At 65.9% G+C, this 18,351-nt stretch carries 26 protein-coding genes and 1 tRNA gene; 17 read left to right on the forward strand and 10 right to left on the reverse strand.

Annotation, left to right across the window (positions count from 1 at the left end; all coding sequences use genetic code 11):
• Positions 1 to 373 precede the first annotated feature (373 nt).
• Positions 374 to 757 (reverse strand): endonuclease domain-containing protein, encoded by a 384-nt coding sequence (locus GRI62_RS00500; protein WP_234027325.1) that lies wholly within the window; start codon positions 755 to 757, stop codon positions 374 to 376.
• A gap of 196 nt (positions 758 to 953) precedes the next feature.
• Here GRI62_RS00500 and GRI62_RS00505 point away from each other — a divergent pair, with 196 nt between their 5' ends.
• Both GRI62_RS00505 and GRI62_RS00510 read left to right on the forward strand, forming a co-directional pair.
• Positions 954 to 1,772 (forward strand): hypothetical protein, encoded by an 819-nt coding sequence (locus GRI62_RS00505; RefSeq protein WP_160731765.1) that lies wholly within the window; start codon positions 954 to 956, stop codon positions 1,770 to 1,772.
• Positions 1,772 to 2,056 (forward strand): DUF1294 domain-containing protein, encoded by a 285-nt coding sequence (locus tag GRI62_RS00510; protein ID WP_131451483.1) that lies wholly within the window; start codon positions 1,772 to 1,774, stop codon positions 2,054 to 2,056. Before GRI62_RS00505 ends, GRI62_RS00510 begins: the two co-directional genes overlap by 1 nt.
• A 54-nt stretch (positions 2,057 to 2,110) precedes the next feature.
• Here the strand turns inward: GRI62_RS00510 and GRI62_RS00515 are convergent, their stop codons facing one another.
• Complete coding sequence (locus GRI62_RS00515) at positions 2,111 to 2,740, reverse strand: hypothetical protein (protein ID WP_131451484.1); 630 nt, start codon at positions 2,738 to 2,740, stop codon at positions 2,111 to 2,113.
• A gap of 104 nt (positions 2,741 to 2,844) precedes the next feature.
• Here GRI62_RS00515 and GRI62_RS00520 point away from each other — a divergent pair, with 104 nt between their 5' ends.
• On the forward strand, positions 2,845 to 3,138 hold the full coding sequence (locus GRI62_RS00520) for a TFIIB-type zinc ribbon-containing protein (protein WP_131451485.1): 294 nt from the start codon (positions 2,845 to 2,847) through the stop codon (positions 3,136 to 3,138).
• Between the two features lie 25 nt (positions 3,139 to 3,163).
• On the opposite strand, the gene GRI62_RS00525 is transcribed toward GRI62_RS00520, so the two are convergent.
• The 4 genes from GRI62_RS00525 to GRI62_RS00540 all read right to left on the reverse strand — a co-directional run bounded on the left by GRI62_RS00525 (position 3,164) and on the right by GRI62_RS00540 (position 5,224).
• The gene (locus tag GRI62_RS00525) at positions 3,164 to 3,637 is read right to left on the reverse strand and encodes a DUF4870 family protein (protein WP_131451486.1); all 474 of its coding nucleotides are present in this window, start codon (positions 3,635 to 3,637) and stop codon (positions 3,164 to 3,166) included.
• Positions 3,638 to 3,720: 83 nt separating this feature from the next.
• The gene (locus tag GRI62_RS00530; RefSeq protein ID WP_131451487.1) at positions 3,721 to 4,146 is read right to left on the reverse strand and encodes a thermonuclease family protein; all 426 of its coding nucleotides are present in this window, start codon (positions 4,144 to 4,146) and stop codon (positions 3,721 to 3,723) included.
• Between the two features lie 79 nt (positions 4,147 to 4,225).
• Positions 4,226 to 4,999: a polyphosphate kinase 2 gene (gene ppk2 / locus GRI62_RS00535; RefSeq protein WP_131451488.1), complete on the reverse strand. Its 774-nt coding sequence runs from the start codon at positions 4,997 to 4,999 to the stop codon at positions 4,226 to 4,228.
• 45 nt (positions 5,000 to 5,044) lie between these two features.
• The gene (locus GRI62_RS00540) at positions 5,045 to 5,224 is read right to left on the reverse strand and encodes a hypothetical protein (protein ID WP_131451489.1); all 180 of its coding nucleotides are present in this window, start codon (positions 5,222 to 5,224) and stop codon (positions 5,045 to 5,047) included.
• 159 nt (positions 5,225 to 5,383) lie between these two features.
• Here GRI62_RS00540 and argB point away from each other — a divergent pair, with 159 nt between their 5' ends.
• Genes argB through GRI62_RS00560 form a run of 4 tightly spaced genes read left to right on the forward strand, consistent with a single transcriptional unit; the run spans position 5,384 to position 8,044 of the window.
• On the forward strand, positions 5,384 to 6,289 hold the full coding sequence (argB, locus tag GRI62_RS00545) for an acetylglutamate kinase (RefSeq protein WP_131451490.1): 906 nt from the start codon (positions 5,384 to 5,386) through the stop codon (positions 6,287 to 6,289).
• A gap of 53 nt (positions 6,290 to 6,342) precedes the next feature.
• On the forward strand, positions 6,343 to 6,615 hold the full coding sequence (locus tag GRI62_RS00550) for a YggT family protein (RefSeq protein WP_373283005.1): 273 nt from the start codon (positions 6,343 to 6,345) through the stop codon (positions 6,613 to 6,615).
• A 60-nt stretch (positions 6,616 to 6,675) separates the two neighbouring features.
• Complete coding sequence (locus GRI62_RS00555; protein ID WP_131451491.1) at positions 6,676 to 7,416, forward strand: hypothetical protein; 741 nt, start codon at positions 6,676 to 6,678, stop codon at positions 7,414 to 7,416.
• A 4-nt stretch (positions 7,417 to 7,420) separates the two neighbouring features.
• Entirely contained in the window at positions 7,421 to 8,044 is a 624-nt protein-coding gene (locus tag GRI62_RS00560; protein ID WP_131451492.1) for a MarC family protein, read from the forward strand.
• Between the two features lie 21 nt (positions 8,045 to 8,065).
• Here the strand turns inward: GRI62_RS00560 and GRI62_RS00565 are convergent, their stop codons facing one another.
• Positions 8,066 to 8,680, reverse strand: a complete 615-nt coding sequence (locus GRI62_RS00565) for an LON peptidase substrate-binding domain-containing protein (RefSeq protein WP_131451493.1) — start codon at positions 8,678 to 8,680, stop codon at positions 8,066 to 8,068.
• Complete coding sequence (locus GRI62_RS00570; protein WP_234027480.1) at positions 8,677 to 9,603, reverse strand: tetratricopeptide repeat protein; 927 nt, start codon at positions 9,601 to 9,603, stop codon at positions 8,677 to 8,679. The genes GRI62_RS00565 and GRI62_RS00570 overlap by 4 nt, the downstream gene beginning before the upstream one ends.
• A gap of 174 nt (positions 9,604 to 9,777) precedes the next feature.
• Between GRI62_RS00570 and GRI62_RS00575 the strand changes: the two genes are divergently transcribed.
• Both GRI62_RS00575 and GRI62_RS00580 read left to right on the forward strand, forming a co-directional pair.
• A tRNA-Gly gene (locus GRI62_RS00575) sits at positions 9,778 to 9,852 on the forward strand.
• 115 nt (positions 9,853 to 9,967) lie between these two features.
• Positions 9,968 to 10,534 (forward strand): hypothetical protein, encoded by a 567-nt coding sequence (locus GRI62_RS00580; protein WP_131451495.1) that lies wholly within the window; start codon positions 9,968 to 9,970, stop codon positions 10,532 to 10,534.
• A gap of 58 nt (positions 10,535 to 10,592) precedes the next feature.
• Here GRI62_RS00580 and GRI62_RS00585 read toward each other — a convergent pair whose 3' ends face one another.
• Positions 10,593 to 11,636 (reverse strand): acyltransferase family protein, encoded by a 1,044-nt coding sequence (locus GRI62_RS00585; protein WP_160731767.1) that lies wholly within the window; start codon positions 11,634 to 11,636, stop codon positions 10,593 to 10,595.
• 11 nt (positions 11,637 to 11,647) lie between these two features.
• Complete coding sequence (gene pyk, locus GRI62_RS00590; protein WP_131451497.1) at positions 11,648 to 13,132, reverse strand: pyruvate kinase; 1,485 nt, start codon at positions 13,130 to 13,132, stop codon at positions 11,648 to 11,650.
• Between the two features lie 50 nt (positions 13,133 to 13,182).
• Between pyk and GRI62_RS00595 the strand changes: the two genes are divergently transcribed.
• The 8 genes from GRI62_RS00595 (at position 13,183) to GRI62_RS00630 (ending at position 18,190) form a co-directional block, all read left to right on the forward strand.
• The gene (locus GRI62_RS00595; protein ID WP_131451498.1) at positions 13,183 to 13,500 is read left to right on the forward strand and encodes a DUF1244 domain-containing protein; all 318 of its coding nucleotides are present in this window, start codon (positions 13,183 to 13,185) and stop codon (positions 13,498 to 13,500) included.
• A 118-nt stretch (positions 13,501 to 13,618) separates the two neighbouring features.
• On the forward strand, positions 13,619 to 13,855 hold the full coding sequence (locus GRI62_RS00600) for a DUF2312 domain-containing protein (RefSeq protein ID WP_131451499.1): 237 nt from the start codon (positions 13,619 to 13,621) through the stop codon (positions 13,853 to 13,855).
• A 69-nt stretch (positions 13,856 to 13,924) separates the two neighbouring features.
• Entirely contained in the window at positions 13,925 to 14,806 is an 882-nt protein-coding gene (locus GRI62_RS00605) for an SDR family oxidoreductase (RefSeq protein WP_131451500.1), read from the forward strand.
• Positions 14,807 to 14,892: 86 nt separating this feature from the next.
• On the forward strand, positions 14,893 to 15,948 hold the full coding sequence (locus GRI62_RS00610) for a hypothetical protein (protein ID WP_131451501.1): 1,056 nt from the start codon (positions 14,893 to 14,895) through the stop codon (positions 15,946 to 15,948).
• Positions 15,949 to 16,044: 96 nt separating this feature from the next.
• The gene (locus GRI62_RS00615; RefSeq protein WP_131451502.1) at positions 16,045 to 16,788 is read left to right on the forward strand and encodes a YebC/PmpR family DNA-binding transcriptional regulator; all 744 of its coding nucleotides are present in this window, start codon (positions 16,045 to 16,047) and stop codon (positions 16,786 to 16,788) included.
• Positions 16,789 to 16,907: 119 nt separating this feature from the next.
• Positions 16,908 to 17,393, forward strand: a complete 486-nt coding sequence (gene ruvC / locus GRI62_RS00620; protein ID WP_234032806.1) for a crossover junction endodeoxyribonuclease RuvC — start codon at positions 16,908 to 16,910, stop codon at positions 17,391 to 17,393.
• A gap of 77 nt (positions 17,394 to 17,470) precedes the next feature.
• Complete coding sequence (locus tag GRI62_RS00625; RefSeq protein WP_199799887.1) at positions 17,471 to 17,812, forward strand: hypothetical protein; 342 nt, start codon at positions 17,471 to 17,473, stop codon at positions 17,810 to 17,812.
• Between the two features lie 66 nt (positions 17,813 to 17,878).
• Entirely contained in the window at positions 17,879 to 18,190 is a 312-nt protein-coding gene (locus GRI62_RS00630; protein ID WP_131451503.1) for an antibiotic biosynthesis monooxygenase family protein, read from the forward strand.
• Positions 18,191 to 18,351 lie beyond the last annotated feature (161 nt).

Below are 18,351 nucleotides of genomic sequence, written 5' to 3' on the forward strand. Positions count from 1 at the left end.
CATTGAAAGCAAAACACTTGACTTGAGTCCTAAAAACTGCCTTCTTTTAACCAAAGGTGACGAAGATCAGAAGTTTAAATTGCTTGACGATCGAAGGAAGGTTTGGTCATTGGCTTTTTTCTGTCTTATGACTTTGTCGACAATACTTGTTAATGTTTTCTCGTCTTTACTTTACGATGTTCTTTTAAAATAAGGGCTGTTTTTCAAAAATTTCTTTGGCGTACGGGGGCCATTTCGCGAGCCGGAGATTGAGGGTTCCAGGGACAGGATACTCGCTCCATCCCTCGAACTTCGGCGCGCCCACCACGTCCCCTCCCGCAGGCGGGAGGGGATGTGGTGGCGGTGCGTGGTCCCCTTCCCGCTGCGGGAGGGGTTAGGGGTGGGCCTGCGAGGCTTGCAACCGCTCCACCTCCGCGCGGATCGTGGCGACCACGCCCTCCGCATTCCCCAACACATCGGCGTTCGTAAAGCGCAGCACGGTGTAGCCTTCCGCCCGCATCCACGTATCGCGCCGCGCATCGGCTTCGGGGGTCCGGTCGTGGCTGATGCCGTCGCATTCGATCACCAATTTCAGGCTGCGGCAGAGGAAGTCGGCGTAGAACGGGCCGACCGGCATCTGACGGCTGAACTTCGCGCCCTGCTGGCTGCGTGAGAGGTGTTGCCAGAGCAGGCGTTCGGCGGGGGTGGCGGTGTTGCGCAACGTGCGAGCGCGGGGGGTGTTGCGAGGTTTGAACTCGGGCATTGCGCCTTTGGTCATGCCCACCCCTAACCCCTCCCGCAAGCGGGAGGGGGACTCGATTGCGCGAAACTCTCCCCTCCCGCCTGCGGGGAGCCGAAGGCGTTCCCGCAAGGAACAGCGGCCGGGAGTGGGCCTGTCATCTCATTGTCTTCCCCCGACCGCTTGCGCTTCGACCCCTTCCCCCAGCCACCCTGCTCGCGTAACCTCGCCCACCATGAAGTCCCATCCCATCGCCGCCGCCATCACCCTCGCGCTCGCTGTCACGGCGTCGCCCTCGCTCGCCTGCTCGGTCGTGGCCGACTACCGCGTACCGACCAATCTCGAACTGGTGGAGGAGGCGGACGTCATCGTGCTCGGACGGGTCACCGGGCAGCAGGTGACGGGGGATGATCCGTGGGACGTCGCACTGATGGTGGAGCCTATCGAGGCGATTCGGGGCGCAGTGCCGGACGGGCCGCTGCTGCTTGCCGAAATGACGATCGCCCGGGACGAGTTCGCCAGCCTCAGCAACCCCTACGAATTGCAGCACGCCCATCCCGAGGCCGGCAGCGGCAGTTGCACCCGTTACACATTCCCAGAAGGCAGCGTGGTCCTGTTCTTCCTCGAGCGCGACGGCGACGGACTGCGCTCGCTCGGTGCACCCTTCGCCCGCTCCTCCGAGGACGTATTGACCGCAGATGCCCCGTGGCTGCGGCTGGTGCGCTTCTACGCGCAGGTCGTCGCCGCGCCCGCCGCCCAGCGCGACGCGATGCTGCAGGCCGAGGAAGCCCGCTATGCCGCGCTCGCCCACGATCCCGTCGCACGCCTGATGGCCGCCGACATCGCCCGCCAGCGCGCCGGCCCCAACCGGCCATTGCACGAAGCGATGGACGCGGAAATGGGCGCCTACGCCGACGCCATGGCGAATGCCGAGGCGGCGATGGAGGCCAGCGATCAGGTGGAGGTGACCGAGGGCGAGGATGGCATGTCGCTGCAGGGCACGATGCGGCTCGGCCCGGTCGAGGGGGCGGACAAGCCCGAACGGCACCGCTGATGCAGCCGGCCGAGGTCGCCACCTACTACCTCATCGTCATCAACCTTTTCGCCTTTGCCGCCTTCGGGGTGGACAAGGCGCTGGCCCAGAACGGGGGGCGGCGGGTGCGGGAGAGCAGCCCGATCGCCTTTGCGCTGCTGGGCGGCACGCCGGGCGCCTATGCCGGGCGGCGGGCATTCCGGCACAAGACCCGCAAGCAGCCGTTCTCGCGCCAGTTGCTCTCGGTCGCCATCGGGCAGGGGATCATGGTCGTCTTCGCGCTGACTTTCTGGCTGAGTGGCTGAACCTATCCGGCAGGTGCAGCGGCTGTCCGGGGCGCTATTCCCGATGACCTTGCATCACCAACCCCACGGCGCTGGCGGCGGGTCGATCGGCCGCGTCGCGTCGAACTCCACGCGGAACAGGCGGTTGTCGGGCGATGGTCGGCTGAGCTGATAGGCAAAGCGCGCGCCGGGCGTGCCCGCCGGGTCGACCTCCACGCGCCACACGTTGGTGACGGATACCGCCCGGTCCTCGCGCAGGAACAGCGCAACGCTCTCCGCGTCGACCGGGAAATCCTGTGCCAGGCCAGTGCCCGGCGCGGCGGTATCGCCCCCGTACATGGTCAGCACGTCCGCCGAACCGTCCGCATGGCGATGGTCGTGCTTCAGGCGCAGGCCGTCGGCGGTGCGGGTAAAGACCCAGGTGCGGCTGCGATCCCAGGTGCCGTCGGCCTGGCGGACGTGGAACGGCACCTCGATCCGCGCGGCGTTACAGCTGCGCACGTGCATCACCATCGGCTGGCCCGCCATGTCGGCGTCGGCCGCCTGGTTGCTCGCCAGCGCCCCTGTGTAAGATTGCCCGCAATGGCTGGTAAGCGCCTGCCAGAACGCCTCCTGCGGCAAGGCTGCGCCGGGCGGCGGAGTGGCGCATCCGGCCAGTGCGAGCGCGGGCAGAAGCAGGGCGAGGAGGCGGGGAAGGGCGGGCATGGCGCCAGTCTGGCAGTCAAGCGCCCCTGCGGCAAGCGTGGCGGCTTGTGCGCGGCCCGCTTCCTCCCCATCTGCCAAGCCAGCAATAATTCGAGAGGACACCGATGCGCACCGAATCCGAAGTCGCCGCCATGCAATGCCCCGTCTGCCGCGTGCCGCTCGCCATGAGTGACCGACAGGGGATCGAGATCGACTATTGCCCGCAGTGCCGCGGCGTCTGGCTGGATCGCGGCGAGCTCGACAAGATCGTGGAACGGTCGGTGCCCGAACAGGCCCCGCGCCATCGCCCGCAGCCCAGCTACGCCCAGCACGGCGGGCAGGGCCATTCGGGCTACGGTCATGGCTATGGCAAGCCGCAGAAGCGCAAGAAGAGCTTCTTCGAGGAAATCTTCGACTAGGTCAGTGCCGCCCGCACGCGCTGTTCTACCACAGCAGCGTGCGGGGCCGTGGCATGGGCTGCCGCTCCCCCGCCTTCACCAGCGAGAGGACCGCGCGCACCACAGCCCAGATCGTCACCACGATCCACAGACCCATCCAGCTGAACAACAGCGCGAACATCCCGGTAGGCGGTCGTCCTCCCCGGCCCTCCGCCAGTTCCGCCATGCCGACGAAGCTGGCGAAAAAGCCGATAAAGATCACCATCATGGCGATGAGGCCGATCCAGAAGGTTCGGATGAGGTAGGTGAAATGCGTATGCTCCCACGCCTGAGCCCGCGCATCGGCGCGCCAGACATAGGCGAGCACTACGCCGACTACCGCCGCGAAGGGCGGCAGCATGATGTTGACGATATAGAGGATCGCCACGATTGCCGGGCGCTGTAGCGTCACGCCGTTGTCGCGTGACGGATCGTGTGCCGGATCATGTCCGGGAGGGGCGGGTGTGGCGGTTTCGTCCATCGAGCGGTCTCCCTGAAGCGCGCCAACCTAGGCCGGATCGGGCGGGGATGGCAAATCGAAGGGCACCGGGATCCGCACGGGTTTCAGCACCACCCGCGATCGAGCCGGCTGCGGCGGGCGAGCTGGCGCTGCACCATGGTGTCGGCCAGCAATTCGTCCCCGCGCCGGGCGGCGCGCAGTTCCCGGCCGTAGGTATCGCGTGGCGGTTCGGCCCCGCCGTCCAGCTCGAACGGGCCGAGACTGGCCCAGCGCGCCAGTTCGTCGCGCGCGACCACGGCAAGGCGGCGCTCCGCCTCGCACGCGCCCGCGATCTCTGGCGCGTCGTAACCGGTGAGGCGCACGCGCCGCTGCCCTATCGCCAACGTGTCTCCGTCGATGACGCAGGCCGACGCGCCCCGACCTTCCCCGCACGGCGCGAAGGGGCGATCGAGCGCGGACCACTGGACAGGGCGCACGGTCCATTCCCGCACCAGCAGGCTGGCGCCGAGGATCAGCAGCGCGGCCGCCAACCAGCGCCACCGGCGCCAGACGGCGCGGCGCGCGCGGCGGCGGTTCCAGTTCGCATCGAAGCGCGGTTGCCTCTCCAGCTCAGTCCTCCGCCGACCAGCGTGGGATCGGGTGGAGATGGCCGAATTCCTCGGCCAGCGGCGGATGATCCAGCGGCGGCCAGTCGAGCGGTTCCTCCGGCACGGTGAAATCGGGCAATCGGTCCAGCAGGTCGCGCATCAGCGTCAGCCGTCCGCGCCGCTGATCGTTGAAATCGACCACGGTCCAAGGAGCGTGGCGCGTGTGCGTGGCGGCGAACATCCCCTCGCGCGCGGCGGTGTAGTCGGCGAATTTCATGCGGCTGGCGAGGTCGATGGGGGACAGCTTCCAGCGCTTGAGCGGATCGGCCAACCGCTCGGCAAAGCGTTCCTCCTGATGTGCCTGATCAGTGGAAAGCCAGTATTTGAACAGGCGTATGCCGTCATCGACCAGCAGCTTCTCGAACACCGGGGCCTGGCCGAGAAAAGCATCGACCTGCTGCGGCGTGGCAAAGCCCATCACCTGCTCGACGCCCGCCCGGTTGTACCAGCTGCGGTCGAACAGCACGATCTCGCCAGCGGCCGGCAGGTGCTGGACGTAGCGCTGGAAATACCACTGGCTACGCTCGGCATCGTTCGGCTTGGGCAGCGCGACCACGCGGCAATGGCGCGGGTCGAGCGGGGCGGCAATGGCGTCTATCGTGCCGCCCTTGCCAGCGGTATCGCGCCCTTCGAACACGACGCAGATGCGCTGTCCGCTGGTCCGCGCCCAGCGCGCCATGGCGACCAGTTCAAGCGCGATCGTCGCGATAGCTGCGTCGTAGTTCTTGCGTTTCATCGCGGCAGGTTGTGCCGCAGTTGCCGGACGATGGCCAGCGGTACGCTAGTCGGGGTCGCCGTCCTTGCGGACCTGCTGACGCGGCGTGGAGCGGCGATCGCTCCCGCTGCGCCGGTCATTGTTCTCGCGCCGGTCGTGGCTGTCTATCGGCACGTCCTGCTGGCGGCGTTCGCCGCTGCGTCGTCCGCCAGACTCCTGATCGAGCGAATGATCCCTCTCACCCATGTGACGTCCCCTCCTTCTGCCCTCCGCGCCCGGCTTGGATCACCGTGGTTAAAGTCCATTTACGATGATGATCGCAGCGATTGCTTGCGATAGGGTTAAGAGTGCGGGGCACGCGGGAAAGGCTGGCAACAGCGGCGCACGGCGCCTATGCGCTGCACCATGATCCGGTCCGAAGATCCCAGGATGCTCGCCAAGGCAGAAACGCTGATCGATGCGCTGCCCTACCTCCAGCGGTATGCGGGCAAGAGCTTCGTGGTGAAATACGGCGGCCACGCGATGGGCGATCCGGAATTGGCGCAGGATTTCGCCGAGGACGTGGTGCTGCTGAAGGCGGTCGGCATCAATCCGGTGGTCGTCCACGGTGGCGGCCCGCAGATCGGCACGATGTTGCAGAGGCTGGGCGTCGAGAGCACCTTCGTCGATGGCCTGCGCCTGACCGACAAGGTCACCGCTCAGATCGCCGAAATGGTCCTGTCGGGCGCCATCAACAAGGAACTGGTCGGCTGGATCGCCAAGGCCGGCGGGCGGGCCATCGGCATTTCCGGCAAGGACGGCGGGCTGGTGCGCGCCGAAAAGGTGACCCGCACCGCGCGCGATCCGGGCAGCCAGATCGAACAGGTAATCGACCTGGGCTTCGTGGGAGAGCCCGTGGCGGTGGATACCGCGGTGCTCGAAACGGTCAGTGCTGCGGGGATGATCCCGGTGATCGCGCCCATCGCCAGCGACGCGGCGGGCGATACCTACAACATCAACGCCGACACCATGGCCGGCGCCATTGCCGCGGCCCTTGGCGCCGCGCGGCTGTTCCTGCTGACCGACGTTGCCGGGGTGCTGGATGGCAATGGCCAGCTATTGTCCGACCTCACGCCGGCCGACATCGCGGTCCTGCGCGAGGAAGGCACGATCACCGGCGGCATGATCCCCAAGCTCGCTACCTGCGTCGACGCGGTGGAAGCCGGGTGCGAGGCGGCGGTCGTGCTCGACGGGCGGGTGCCGCACGCGATGCTGCTGGAATTCTTCACCAGTCGCGGCGCGGGGACGTTGGTGAGCAAGGGCGCGGCTTGAGCAGGAGCCGCCAACCGCCTAGATAGAACGCCAAGACCCACAGGAGATTTTTGTTGACCGCCCTGATAGCCATTCTGGGCATGATCGTGCAGGCGATCGTGATCCTCGTCATCATCCAGTTCGTGATCGGCCTGCTGTTCGCGTTCAACGTGGTAAGCGGGCGCAACGATTTCCTGCAACAGATCTACAGCTCGATCAACGCGCTGCTGGAACCGCTGCTGCGCCCCATACGCAGCATCCTGCCGCGCACGGGCGCGATCGATTTCTCCCCGCTGGTGCTGATCCTAGTGCTGAACGCGCTGATCATCATTTTGTCGAGCGTCTGAGCCGTGCGCCGGCCTGCCCGCGCGACTGCCGCCCGCTTGGCTGTTGTCCTGGGCGCCTGCATGGCCGTTGCGGCCTGCGCCAGCGCGCAACAGCAGCAAGTGCGGCAACAGGCGCGCGCGGCCACGGCTTTCCTGGAAAGGGAAGGCAGCGTGGGCGATCCGGGGCGGGTCGCCGCCGCCGACTTCGCCTTTGCCCGCATGGCCCGCGAGGACGGCAACTGGACCGCGTTCCGCGCCTATGCCGCGCCCGGCGCGCTGCTTGACGATGACGCCGATCCGGCTGGCTGGTCCACGGTGCTGGGCCAGCTGCAAGGCCGTGCCGACCCGGCTGAGGCGGTGGCCTGGGGCCCCACCCGCGTCTGGTCGAGCTGCGATGGCCGCGTGGCGGTGAGCGAAGGCCGTTCACGGCGCCCGACCGGGGTGGTTGGTACTTACATCACGGTGTGGGAATTGCAGCCGGACAATCAGTATCGCTTCATCTACGATACCGGCACGCCGGACGATCCGCAGCCCGCGCCCGAACCGGTCGAGGAATTGCCGGACGGCGCCATTTTGGTGCCCGGCATGACCGCCTTGCAAGGCTCGGTCGCCGATTGTCCGAGACAGGGCGAGGCGATCCCCACGCCAAGCCCCGAGCCGACCGCGACCGGCACCCGCAGTGGCGGGGGCGCCTCGCCCGACGGCACCTTGCGCTGGCAGCGGATCGTGAACCCCGATGGATCACGCCGGGTGGCCGTGTGGTGGCTGCGTGACGGGACCTGGCAGCTGGCGACAGAGTTGCTGGTTCCGGTACAGGGATAGGGCGATGGTCGAACTGTTCCTTTCCGCCTTCATCACCCTTTTCGTGGTGATCGATCCGCCCGGTTGCGCGCCGATCTACGCCGGGTTGACCAAGGGGGCCGATGCGCCCTTGCGCCGTTCGATGGCGATCCGCGCCTGCCTGATCGCCAGCGCCATCCTGCTGGTCTTCGCCCTGTTCGGTCAGCAGTTGCTGGGCGCATTGCACATCGAGCTTGACAGCTTCCGCATTGCTGGCGGCATCATGCTGTTCCTGATCGCACTCGACATGGTGTTCGAGAAACGCACCCAGCGGCGCGAGGAGCGTGCCGAAAAGATTGCCGCCACGCCGGAGGTGGAGGATGTCTCGGTCTTCCCCATGGCCATGCCCATGCTGGCCGGCCCAGGCGCGATCGCCGCGGTAATGCTGCTGCAGAACGAGGCGCAGGGGTTGCAGGAGACGATCGTCGTGCTTTCCGCGCTGGGCACGGTGATGGTGCTGACCCTGCTGGCCCTGCTTGCGGCGGCCCCGCTGATGCGCGTGTTCGGCGCGCGGGTGGAGGCGGTGATCACCCGCCTGCTCGGCGTGCTGCTGGCGGCGCTGGCGGCGCAATACGTGATCGACGGGCTGCGCAACTCGTTCGGCGTGTGACGCCGCACCAGCGTGCCGGGCCTACTGCAGGGTCACGGTGCTCTCGTCCGGGTCGCCCTTGGCGAAGAATTCCAGCAGGCTGACGAGCACGTCGCACCGTTCGCGCAGGGTCCGCGCCTCCAGCAGGGCCTGTTTGGCGGCAGCATCGAAGGGGGCAATCTGGCTGACGCCGTTGATCAGCATCTCGTCATCGAGCTGGGCGACCGAATCCCAGTCGATGGCATAGCCCTGACTGTCGGCAAACAGCCTCGCCTCGTGCTCGAAGCCCGCCCGCTCGCCAAGGGTCAGGTATTCGTCCTTGGGCTCATCGAACAGCTCGGCCTGGACCTGGCGGAACGGCGTCGTCACCTCCAGTTCGCGCAGCACGCGAAACCGGGATACGCCGACCAGCACCACGTTGTAGCGCCCATCCTCGCTGGTTTCGACATCCTCGATCTTGCCGATGCAGCCGACCTTGTAGAGGTCCGCGCCCTCGGCCTGGTCCATCGGCTGGATCATCCCGATCAACCGTTCGCGCGCCAGGGCATCGCCGATCATCGCCCGGTAGCGCGGCTCGAAGATATGCAACGGCAGCTGCAGGCCGGGGAACAGGATCGCGCCGGTCAGCGGGAAGATCGAGAGGCGGCTGGCGGTCATCCGAACAGGATCAGGCTGAGCCGGCGGCGCGTGGCGGAAACCCATGGGTCTTCCAGGCCGACGGCTTCGAACATCTGCAGCAGCTTGCCGCGCGCCTCGGCCACGGCTTCCTCGTCGCCGCCCTCGATGGTGCGCAACAGCGTGGCGGCCGCATCATCCCGCTCGCCGGCGGCAAAGGCGGCCTCGGCAAAGGCAAGCTGGGCCGCGGTGTCGGCGGGACGCTCGGCGGCGGCGGCGCGCAAGGCCTGCAGCTCGCCAGCGTCCACGCGCGTGCCGGCCAGCGCCAGTGACGCCTGCGCCTGCTGCACCAGCGGGTCGGCCTGCATCTCCGGGGAGAGCGCATCGTGGGCTGCCTGCGCCTGCTCGGTATGCCGGGCGGCGACGAGCGCGCGGATCAGGCCCGCATGAACCTGCGCCTTGTCGGGTGCCATCTGCGCCAGCTGGGCAAAGATGGCGGCGGCGCGCTCGGCATCGCCCTCGGCCAGCATCTGTTCGCCCATACCCGCCAACTGATCGAGATCGGCGGCCGGCTGCCCCCCGCCGGCGCCTGCGCCATCGGCTGCACCGGTCTTGACCGGCAATTGCGCTAGCAGCTGGTCGAGCGCCTGCTTCAACTGCGATTCGCTGCGCATCGGGGTAAGGTCGGCCACCGGCTGGCCCTGGAACATGGCGTAGACCGTGGGGATGGATTGCACCTGGAACTGCGCGGCGATGAACTTCTCGGCGTCCACGTCGATCTTGGCCAGCACCACGCCCTTGTCGGCATAGTCGGCGGCGACCTTTTCCAGCACCGGGGTGAGCGCCTTGCACGGGCCGCACCATTCGGCCCAGAAGTCGATGATGACGAGCTTGTCCTGGCTCGGCTCCACCACGTTGGTGCGAAAACGATCGACGGCCTTCTGTTCGTCGAGGTTGAGGCCCATGCTCGCCAAGGTGTGCTCCTGTTCCGGTTGGATTGTCAGGGTTGCCAATGTGGCGTGTCGCAGGGATTTGTGAAGGCCCAAGATTCCCTCTTGCAGGCCAGCGGACCCGATGCTAACCGCCCCGCTCCCCACCCGGAACCCCATGCATATAGGGCTTCGGGTGAGCGCCAGTGAGCGGGCGTAGCTCAGGGGTAGAGCACAACCTTGCCAAGGTTGGGGTCGGGCGTTCGAATCGCCTCGCCCGCTCCATTATTTTCGCATGGTCGTGCGATGTGCCGGTCCCACCAGGGGGCTGGCGGGCTTTGCGCCCCACGCGCGTTCGTGGTCCTCGCCAGGCTCATTGCGATCCGCTAGTCCGGCGCACATGCTGTTTGCCCTGACCACTCTTCTCGCCGCGCTCGCGCCCCAGGATCTCGCGATCCAGGACTTCGATCCGTTCATGACCTTTTCGCGCAGTCCCACGCAGGTGGGGGAGCCGGAGGTGGTGGATGTCGGCATCCTGCGCGGTGAGGGGCGATTGCAATTCTGGTTTCGCCGGACCGTGCCGCGCCCAACCGCCGATGGGGCGGCTGACGGGATCGCTGAGGCCGCAAACGTCACCTGGACCGATACCCGTCGCTGCCCCGGTGCGCGCGATGCGGTGGTGGCGGCCACGCAGATCGAACCGCCCGGCATCCACGTGCCTGGCATCCCCGTGCGGCCTGACGGGTCCGTGATCCTGTCGCTCGACGGGGTGCGCTACGCCATCCGGGCCAGTTCGCATTACGACAGCTACGTCGGATCCGACATCGTGTTCGAATCCAACGTCGGCACACCACTCGCCAACTGGGTGGAGGGAAGCCTGGGCGTGCTGGCGAACTGCTGGGCTGACGAGGAGCCGTTGCACAACCTGCCCGCCGAGGTTGCGGTCGATCAGCCTTCGCCGGAGTGATCGGCGCTTTTTTGTAGGTCTCGTCTTTTGTCGACTTCGGCTAGCGGGTAGGCAAGCCTCATGTGGCGGGCTGAGCAGCAGCGCGGGGCGGGCTAAGTCGACGCCCAAGATCGCGGAATGGTGTCTCGATGAAGCGAAATGAGAAAGCCGAGAACGCCAACGCGCCGAAGAAAGCGAGCGCCTGACTCCACCATTGGGTAAACATACCCTCCATGAACACAAGTTGCTGCCACAGGTACAAAGTGTAGGAATACAGGCCCAGCGTTGCCATTGGCCTCCAGCCAAGGAAACGGCGCGCCCTGTCACTGACATTCGGAAGTGCAAAAACCCCGATCAATATGCCGACGGGCGCAACAGGGAGCGTTAGCTTCTGCACCAACCCACCGGGAATGCGAGAGAGCGCAATGCCGAGAACGAGGGACATTAATGCAGCGTACCAAGGTATACGTTTGAGAAGAGGCATAAGGCGCTCCTCGTGCCACGCCAACAGAGCGCCACCACCTAGCAACATGTAAATCTGCACCCAGCCGCTCACGCCGATCCAATGTAAGGGCAAAAAAACTGGCAGCAGGACCAAGGCCAGTGCTGGTAGTAGCAGCACCAAGGTCCTTCTGGCAGCGAAAGAGGCGAAAGCGAAAGGGAGTAGGAGATAAAATTGCTCCTCGAACGCGAGCGACCAAGTGTGCCCGACTATCCAAGAACAATCCGAGGGACCCAACTTGATGTTACACGTAAACATAGCCGATCGCGCCAGCTCGGCTGCAAGCGCCTGATCCCACCCCAGAACAAGCAAGCAGGCTGCGAGATATATCAGCAAGGGTGGCAGGATGCGCGCCGCTCTGCGGATGTAGAAGGCTGCAAAATCCACCTCTCCTCGGCGGCTCTTCTCCCTGATCAGCAAACGGGTAACGATGTAGCCGCTAATGGCGAAAAAGATGAAGACGCCAGCTTTGCCGTAAAGAGACTGCTCCGGGTGGTAGAGCAGATTCCAATGCTCGACGACTACAAAAAGAAGCGCGATCGTGCGCCAACCGTCGAGCCATTCGATGCGACCGTGAGTTTGGATCGGATCATGCAGCGCGGCCTGAACTGTACTTGCCATTGGTTGTGTCATCAGCTGAGTAAGCCTTCCGCCGAATAGCTTTCCAGCTCGTCGCCCTGCACGGTGACGACATGGACAAGGTTGGTGGCCCCCGGTTGGCCGAAAGGCACGCCGGCCATCACCGCAAGGCGGCTGCCCGGGCCGCCGAAGCCGTGGCGCAGGGCCATGCGCTTGCACTTGGCGACCATCTCCTCGAAACTGCCGATGTCGCGGGTAGCTACCGGGTGCGCGCCCCACAACAGGGCGACGCGGCGGGCCACGGCGATATTGGGCGTCAGCACGATCACCGGCACCGCAGGCCGTTCGCGCGAGACGCGCCGCGCGCTGCTGCCGGAAAAGGTGAACACGGCAATGGCGGACAGGCGCACGGTATCGGCGATGGTCATACAGGCGTGGGCCAGCGCATCCGCCGTGGTCGCCTCGCTGGGCGTATCGAGCATGCGCACGCGGCTCTTGTAATCCTCGTCCTGCTCCACCTGCCGGGCGATGGCGGCCATCATCAGCACGGCTTCCTCGGGCCAGGCGCCCGCGGCGGTTTCCGCGCTCAGCATGACGGCATCGGCCCCGTCGTAGACCGCGTTGGCGACGTCGGACACCTCGGCGCGGGTAGGGGCGGGGCTCTCGATCATCGATTCGAGCATCTGCGTCGCCACGATCACCGGCTTGCCGGTAAGGCGCGTCATGTTGACGATCTTCTTCTGCAGCGGCGGCACTTCCTCGGGGTTCAGTTCCACCCCCAGGTCGCCGCGCGCCACCATGATGCCGTCGGCCATCTCGATGATCTCGGCCAGGCGGCGAATGGCGCTCGGCTTCTCGATCTTGGCGCACAGCGAGCCGCGATTGCCCATCAGCTTGCGCGCTTCGGCCAGATCGTCGGGCCGCTGGACGAAGCTGAGGCCGATCCAGTCCGCGCCCTGGTCCATCGCAAAGGCAAGGTCGCGGCGATCCTTGTCGGTCAGGGCAGGGATGGGGATTTCCGCATCGGGCACGTTCACGCCCTTGCGATCGGAGATCACGCCACCGACCTCGGCCTTGCAGCGGATCGTGTCGCCCGCGACCTCGACGACGCGGAAGCGCATCTTGCCGTCGTTGACCAGCAGCCGCTGGCCGACTTGGGCGACATCGAAGATTTCCGGATGCGGCAGTTCGACCCGTGTCGCATCCCCCGGTTCGGACGATCGATCGAAGGTAAAGGCCCCGCCGTGCGGGATGACCGCGCGCCCATCGGCGAACTTGCCGACGCGAAGCTTGGGGCCCTGCAGGTCGGCGAGGATCGCGATCGGGCGATTGAATTCCTTTTCCAGCGTGCGGATGTTGGCGATGGTCTGGGCATGCATCGCGTGCTCGCCATGACTCATGTTGACGCGAAAGGCGTCGGCCCCGGCTAGGAACAGCGCCCGCAGCACCTCGGGATCCTGCGTGGCGGGGCCCGTGGTGGCGAGGATCTTGACCTTGCGGCCGCGGGGCTGGAGTTTGGAGGGTTCAAGCTTTGCCATAGTGACGCGCCTATGGCAGCGGGGCGCTACAAGACAAGGACACAATTGCCATGACCGACCAGACCCAGCCTCTCGACATGCTGCCCGACGCCGTCGCCGCCGATGCGTTCCGCCGGCTCGTGCGGCATCTGCGCCATCGCAGCGATGCCCAGAACATCGACCTGATGGGCCTGGCGGGCTTCTGCCGCAATTGCCTGGCCGACTGGATCGTGGACGCAGGCTACGATGGTGACAAGGCGGCTGCGCGCGAACTGATCCACGGGATGCCGATGGACCAGTGGAAGGCCAGCCACCAGGGCGAGGCGACGGCCGAGCAACTGGAGCGGTTGGCCGCCAGCATGGAGCGCAATGCCCCCGACCTGCGCTAGGCTTGCCTGCCGCGCCCGAAGAACCCAGACCCGCTTGTGGAAAGCGGGCTTCAAAGCCTCGGCTTGCGCGGCTAACCAGCCTCCAACCGATTCTCGCTGACACCGGAGACCCTACGACATGGCTGCTGCCACCGACGACCGCCTGCGCCTGCTGATCGAACGCATTGAACGCCTCGAGGAAGAGAAGAAGGGCATCGCCGACGACATCCGCGACGTCTATTCGGAGGCGAAGGCCGTCGGCTACGATGCCAAGATCATGCGCCAGATCGTGCGGTTGCGGAAGATGGAAGCCAACGACCGCAGCGAGATGGAAATGATCCTGGACACCTACAAAGCCGCGCTCGGGATGGGGTGAGCCGCCGCCGCGTCAGATGGCGGAACGGCATTGATTTCAAGCGGTTGGTCCGGGTGAAAGGATTTGCCCATGACCGATGAGACCCCCGAACGCGTGGATGCCGCCTTTGTCGAGGAAACCGGCGAGGAACCACGGATGCCCGGCCACGAGACCGATCTTGATCGCAAGCCCGAATGGCAACCGCGCTACCCCGGCTCGGGCCGGCTGAAGGACAAGATCGCCATCGTCACCGGCGGCGATTCGGGCATCGGGCGGGCTACCGCCGTGCTGTTTGCGCGGGAAGGCGCCAAGGTCGCGATCGCCTACCTGGAAGAGGATGACGACGCGCGGATCACCGCCGACGCCATCGAGCAGGAGGGCAGCGAGGCGCTGCTGCACGCGGGCGACCTTGGTGATCCGGCGACGGGCCAGGCCCTGGTCGACAAGGTGATCGCCAGGTGGGGCCGACTGGACGTGCTGGTGAACAACGCCGGCGAACAGCATCCCGACAAGGACATTCGCGACATTACCGTGGAACAGTTGCAGCGCACGTTCCAGACCAACATCTTTGCGATGTTCTACCTCGTTCAGGCCGCGCGGCCGCATCTCAAGAAGGGCGCGGCCATCGTCAACTGCACCAGCGTGACGATGTACCAGGGCAGCAAGGAACTGCTCGACTATTCGAGCACCAAGGGCGCGATCACCGCCTTTACCCGCTCGCTGTCGGAAAACCTCGTGGGTGACGGCATCCGCGTGAATGCCGTGGCGCCCGGCCCGATCTGGACACCGCTCAACCCCATGGGCGGCTCCAGCCCGGACAAGCTGGAGCATTTCGGCGAGGGCACGCCGATGGGCCGCCCCGGCGAACCCAACGAGGTCGCACCGGCCTTCCTGTTCCTCGCCTGCGAGGACAGCTCCTACATGAGCGGGCAGGTGCTGCATCCCAACGGCGGGATGGTGGTCAACGGATAGTCGGGCCATGTGTTGCGGCCTTCCCGAAGGCGCGGTACGCTGCGCTATCGGGGTTGGAACGCAGGATGGCCAATACTTTGCAGGTCTTGCTTGCCGCGGGCCTGTTCGCATTAGTAGCGCAAACTGCAGCGGCACAGCAAGACATCACACTACAGGCAGGTGCTGATTACACGCATCCACACAGTGGCATACGTGTGCCTGCGGTGTTGGCCGGCCAAATGCGCACCGCTGCGGGCAGCTATGCCGAGGACATGCTGGATGTCGGCCTGAATTTCGATGACGAGACGAGCGTCGAGGCGCTCAGTATATACGTTTATCGCAGGACTAACGGCTCGGTCCCGCTCTGGTTCGCGCAGGCGCAAAGCGTGATCGAGCATCGGTCGTCCTACGCAGATCCGGAACTGGTTGCTCCACCTGCCAATTTCGTCCCACCGGGCACGACAGCCGCGTCTGGACTGCGCGCCATCTACCGCACTGGCGCAGAAAGCGGAAGGATCTCGACTGGCTTGGCTTTGTTCGCTCACGGCGACTGCTACGTGAAGCTGCGCGCTACATCCGCCACGCGTTCACCCGAGGACCTCGGTCGCTGGATGGACGAGGCGCTTGCACAATTGCAGGTGCCTCAGCCACCTGTCGCTGAGCGAGCGGTGGCGCCGATAGCCGATTGCCAGGCTTTGTTGCGCTTCCGGCGCGAAGCGCGCGACGCGCCCGGGGAGGCCGCCGACCTCGTGGTCGATGGCATGATGAGCGGCCTGTTCGCAGGGGCCATCACTGCACAGGTTCGAGAGCGTCCGCCTGTTGTCTGGTGCCGGGATGCGGTGCTTGCGCCCGATCGGATCGTCTATCGCCCTGACAACGCGGATGATAGCTACCTGCTTGCATTGGGTGACAACGGCCAAGCCGTTCTGGTCGGTCAGGAGCTTCGCATCGAAGGGATTTCGCCCCGGCGCCGGGCCGGGCCGCGATACACCGTTCGTTTCATGACCGCTGCGCGCGACATCAATTTCGTATCGCAGGATCGGCTGCCATCGCCCGCGCGCGTGATCGAGCTGATCGAGACAAACAGGGCAATGTCGACCCGCACGACGTGGGGCGAGGACAGCGGATCGGTCACCGTACACGTCGAAGCGCTTGCCGATTGACGTTAGGGCACCGGTCATGATGTGCGCTCCGGTTGATGCGCGGGCGGGTCTCGGCTAGGCCTCGCGCCGACACTATCTCATCACCGAAGAAGACCCATGGCAGGCCATTCCAAATTCAAGAACATCATGCATCGCAAGGGTGCGCAGGACAAGAAGCGGTCCAACCTGTTCTCCAAGCTTTCCCGCGAGATAACCGTGGCAGCCAAGATGGGCATGCCCGACCCGGACATGAACCCGCGCCTGCGCCTGGCCGTGAACGCCGCCAAGGCGCAGTCCATGCCCAAGGACAATATCCAGCGCGCCATCGACAAGGCCAGCGGCGGCGATGCCGAGGATTACCAGGAGGTCCGCTACGAGGGCTATGGTCCCGGCGGCAGCGCGATCATCGTCGAGGCGCTGACCGACAACCGCAACCGCACCGCCACCAACGTGCGCAACTGCTTTGCCAAGAACGGCGGCAACATGGGCACCGAGGGCAGCGTTGCCCACGGGTTCGAGCGCAAGGGCCTGATCGAATATCCGGCGGGCGCGGGTGACGAGGAAACCGTCCTGATGGCCGCGATGGAAGCGGGCGCCGACGATATCGAAAGCTCGGGCGACGGGCACACCATCTGGACCGATCCCACCGCGCTGCACGAAGTTGCGGGCGCGATGGAAAAGGCGCTGGGCGAGGCGGAAAGCGTGAAGCTGGCATGGAAGCCCAACATCACCGTCGACATGGACGAAGGCAGCGCGGGCACGCTGATGAAGCTGATCGACGCGCTGGACGACGACGACGACGTCCAGACCGTCTGGGGCAACTACGACATCTCCGACGAGGTGATGGAGAAGCTGGGCTAGGCCCGAGCGAAGTCCGTGCGGCGCTGGCGTGATCGGCTGATCGTAACGGCAATCGCGATTGTGCTGCTCGTGGCCATAGGATGGCGTCTGGCCATCGCGCTGGGATGGTGAGGGGCGCGGTGACGATCATCCTCGGTCTCGATCCCTCGCTTTCCTGCACCGGCTGGGGTGTGATCCGCGCCGAGGGATCGCGACTGTCGCACATCGCCAACGGCCAGATCGCGACCGATCCCGCCGCGCCGATGCCCGCGCGGCTCGACATGCTTTACGCGGCCGTTGCAGCGGTCATCGCGGCGCATGGTCCCGACTGCGCGGCGTGCGAGGAAGTGTTCGTCAACAAGAACCCGCAATCCACGCTCAAGCTCGCCCAGGCTCGCGGGGCGGTGCTGGCAGCCTGCGGCGGCGCGCAGCTCGACGTGCGCGAACATGCGGCGCGGCTGGTGAAAAAGGCGGTGGTCGGCACGGGCGCGGCGGACAAGGCGCAGGTGCAGGCCATGCTGCGGGTGCTGCTGCCGGGCGTCGCGGTGGCCGGGGCAGACGCGACCGATGCGCTCGCGGTCGCCATTGCGGACGCCCACCTGGGCCATCATCGCCAGATCCCTTGAGGAACAAGCCCTTGTTTCCAGCGTAGTCCTCCCATCGCGACGCGACAGGGCGTGTCGGGCCATGAAGGAGACCTGAGATGCGCAAGACAATAGTAACGGCCATGGCGGCCGGTTCCATCCTGCTCGGCGGTTGCACCGCCTACGGCGGCGACCCGCTGGGCGGTCTGCTGGGCGGCCTGCTCGGCGGCGGCGGATACGGCAATACCAACACCAACCTTTCGCAGTTCGAACAGGCGGCAGCGGACGCCTGCGGACGCGAAGCACAGCGCTATGGCCGGGTGCAGCTCACCAATGTCCAGCAAGCCACGAACGACACCGTGCGCGTGGATGGCCGCATCGAGACCCGTGACACGCGCAACGACGAGTTCACCTGCACCTTCCGCAGCGACAACCGCATCGTCGATTTCCGCACTGGCTGATCCCGGCTTTTCTCCAATTGACACGACCGATTGACAGCATGGCCGCCTGGGGTAACCCCGGCGGCCATGTTCCTTGTCGTCTTCCGCAACCGCAAGCGTGCCGCTATCGACCGCGCGGCCTATGACAAGCAGGCGGCGCACATGGAAGCCATGGCCCGGGCCCAGCCCGGTTTCGCGTCATTCAAGGGCTTCACGGCCGAGGATGGCGAAGTCGCGGCAATTTCCGAATGGCAAGGCGAAGCCGCCGCCCGCGCGTGGGGGCGTAACCCGGCGCATCGGGCGGCCCCGCAGGACGGCCGTTCGCGCTGGTGCGTCCACTACACGCTGATCGAAGCGGCGGAGCCACGCATCCATTCCTTCATTGCGAGCGAGCCGTAATGATCCACCCCTGTGGCATCTCCAACTGCGACCAAGTGCAAAGAGGCGTAGACGAAAAAAACCAAATCGCATGGCCGCTTTCAGGGAATTGATGCGCGGGGTCGGATGTCCGAATTTAGGGTGGGAAGCGGACAACGACTTAAGCACGGCCGGTCCAGCAA

The sequence above is a fragment of the Aurantiacibacter arachoides genome, from assembly GCF_009827335.1.
GTDB classification, from domain to species: Bacteria; Pseudomonadota; Alphaproteobacteria; order Sphingomonadales; family Sphingomonadaceae; genus Alteraurantiacibacter; species Alteraurantiacibacter arachoides.

What these genes read in the sequence shown, in the direction of transcription:
- GRI62_RS00510 (WP_131451483.1), top strand. Translation starts at nt 1,772, where the DNA reads ATGCAGCCGGCCGAGGTCGCCACCTACTACCTCATCGTCATCAACCTT.
- ppk2 (WP_131451488.1), bottom strand. Translation starts at nt 4,999, where the DNA reads ATGAAACGCAAGAACTACGACGCAGCTATCGCGACGATCGCGCTTGAA.
- GRI62_RS00600 (WP_131451499.1), top strand. Translation starts at nt 13,619, where the DNA reads ATGGCTGCTGCCACCGACGACCGCCTGCGCCTGCTGATCGAACGCATT.
- GRI62_RS00515 (WP_131451484.1), bottom strand. Translation starts at nt 2,740, where the DNA reads ATGCCCGCCCTTCCCCGCCTCCTCGCCCTGCTTCTGCCCGCGCTCGCA.
- GRI62_RS00540 (WP_131451489.1), bottom strand. Translation starts at nt 5,224, where the DNA reads ATGGGTGAGAGGGATCATTCGCTCGATCAGGAGTCTGGCGGACGACGC.
- argB (WP_131451490.1), top strand. Translation starts at nt 5,384, where the DNA reads ATGATCCGGTCCGAAGATCCCAGGATGCTCGCCAAGGCAGAAACGCTG.
- GRI62_RS00570 (WP_234027480.1), bottom strand. Translation starts at nt 9,603, where the DNA reads ATGGGCCTCAACCTCGACGAACAGAAGGCCGTCGATCGTTTTCGCACC.
- GRI62_RS00580 (WP_131451495.1), top strand. Translation starts at nt 9,968, where the DNA reads ATGCTGTTTGCCCTGACCACTCTTCTCGCCGCGCTCGCGCCCCAGGAT.
- GRI62_RS00565 (WP_131451493.1), bottom strand. Translation starts at nt 8,680, where the DNA reads ATGACCGCCAGCCGCCTCTCGATCTTCCCGCTGACCGGCGCGATCCTG.
- GRI62_RS00560 (WP_131451492.1), top strand. Translation starts at nt 7,421, where the DNA reads ATGGTCGAACTGTTCCTTTCCGCCTTCATCACCCTTTTCGTGGTGATC.
- pyk (WP_131451497.1), bottom strand. Translation starts at nt 13,132, where the DNA reads ATGGCAAAGCTTGAACCCTCCAAACTCCAGCCCCGCGGCCGCAAGGTC.
- GRI62_RS00500 (WP_234027325.1), bottom strand. Translation starts at nt 757, where the DNA reads ATGACCAAAGGCGCAATGCCCGAGTTCAAACCTCGCAACACCCCCCGC.
- GRI62_RS00615 (WP_131451502.1), top strand. Translation starts at nt 16,045, where the DNA reads ATGGCAGGCCATTCCAAATTCAAGAACATCATGCATCGCAAGGGTGCG.
- GRI62_RS00625 (WP_199799887.1), top strand. Translation starts at nt 17,471, where the DNA reads ATGCGCAAGACAATAGTAACGGCCATGGCGGCCGGTTCCATCCTGCTC.
- GRI62_RS00555 (WP_131451491.1), top strand. Translation starts at nt 6,676, where the DNA reads ATGGCCGTTGCGGCCTGCGCCAGCGCGCAACAGCAGCAAGTGCGGCAA.
- GRI62_RS00525 (WP_131451486.1), bottom strand. Translation starts at nt 3,637, where the DNA reads ATGGACGAAACCGCCACACCCGCCCCTCCCGGACATGATCCGGCACAC.
- GRI62_RS00505 (WP_160731765.1), top strand. Translation starts at nt 954, where the DNA reads ATGAAGTCCCATCCCATCGCCGCCGCCATCACCCTCGCGCTCGCTGTC.
- GRI62_RS00595 (WP_131451498.1), top strand. Translation starts at nt 13,183, where the DNA reads ATGACCGACCAGACCCAGCCTCTCGACATGCTGCCCGACGCCGTCGCC.
- GRI62_RS00585 (WP_160731767.1), bottom strand. Translation starts at nt 11,636, where the DNA reads ATGGCAAGTACAGTTCAGGCCGCGCTGCATGATCCGATCCAAACTCAC.
- GRI62_RS00605 (WP_131451500.1), top strand. Translation starts at nt 13,925, where the DNA reads ATGACCGATGAGACCCCCGAACGCGTGGATGCCGCCTTTGTCGAGGAA.
- GRI62_RS00520 (WP_131451485.1), top strand. Translation starts at nt 2,845, where the DNA reads ATGCGCACCGAATCCGAAGTCGCCGCCATGCAATGCCCCGTCTGCCGC.
- GRI62_RS00630 (WP_131451503.1), top strand. Translation starts at nt 17,879, where the DNA reads ATGTTCCTTGTCGTCTTCCGCAACCGCAAGCGTGCCGCTATCGACCGC.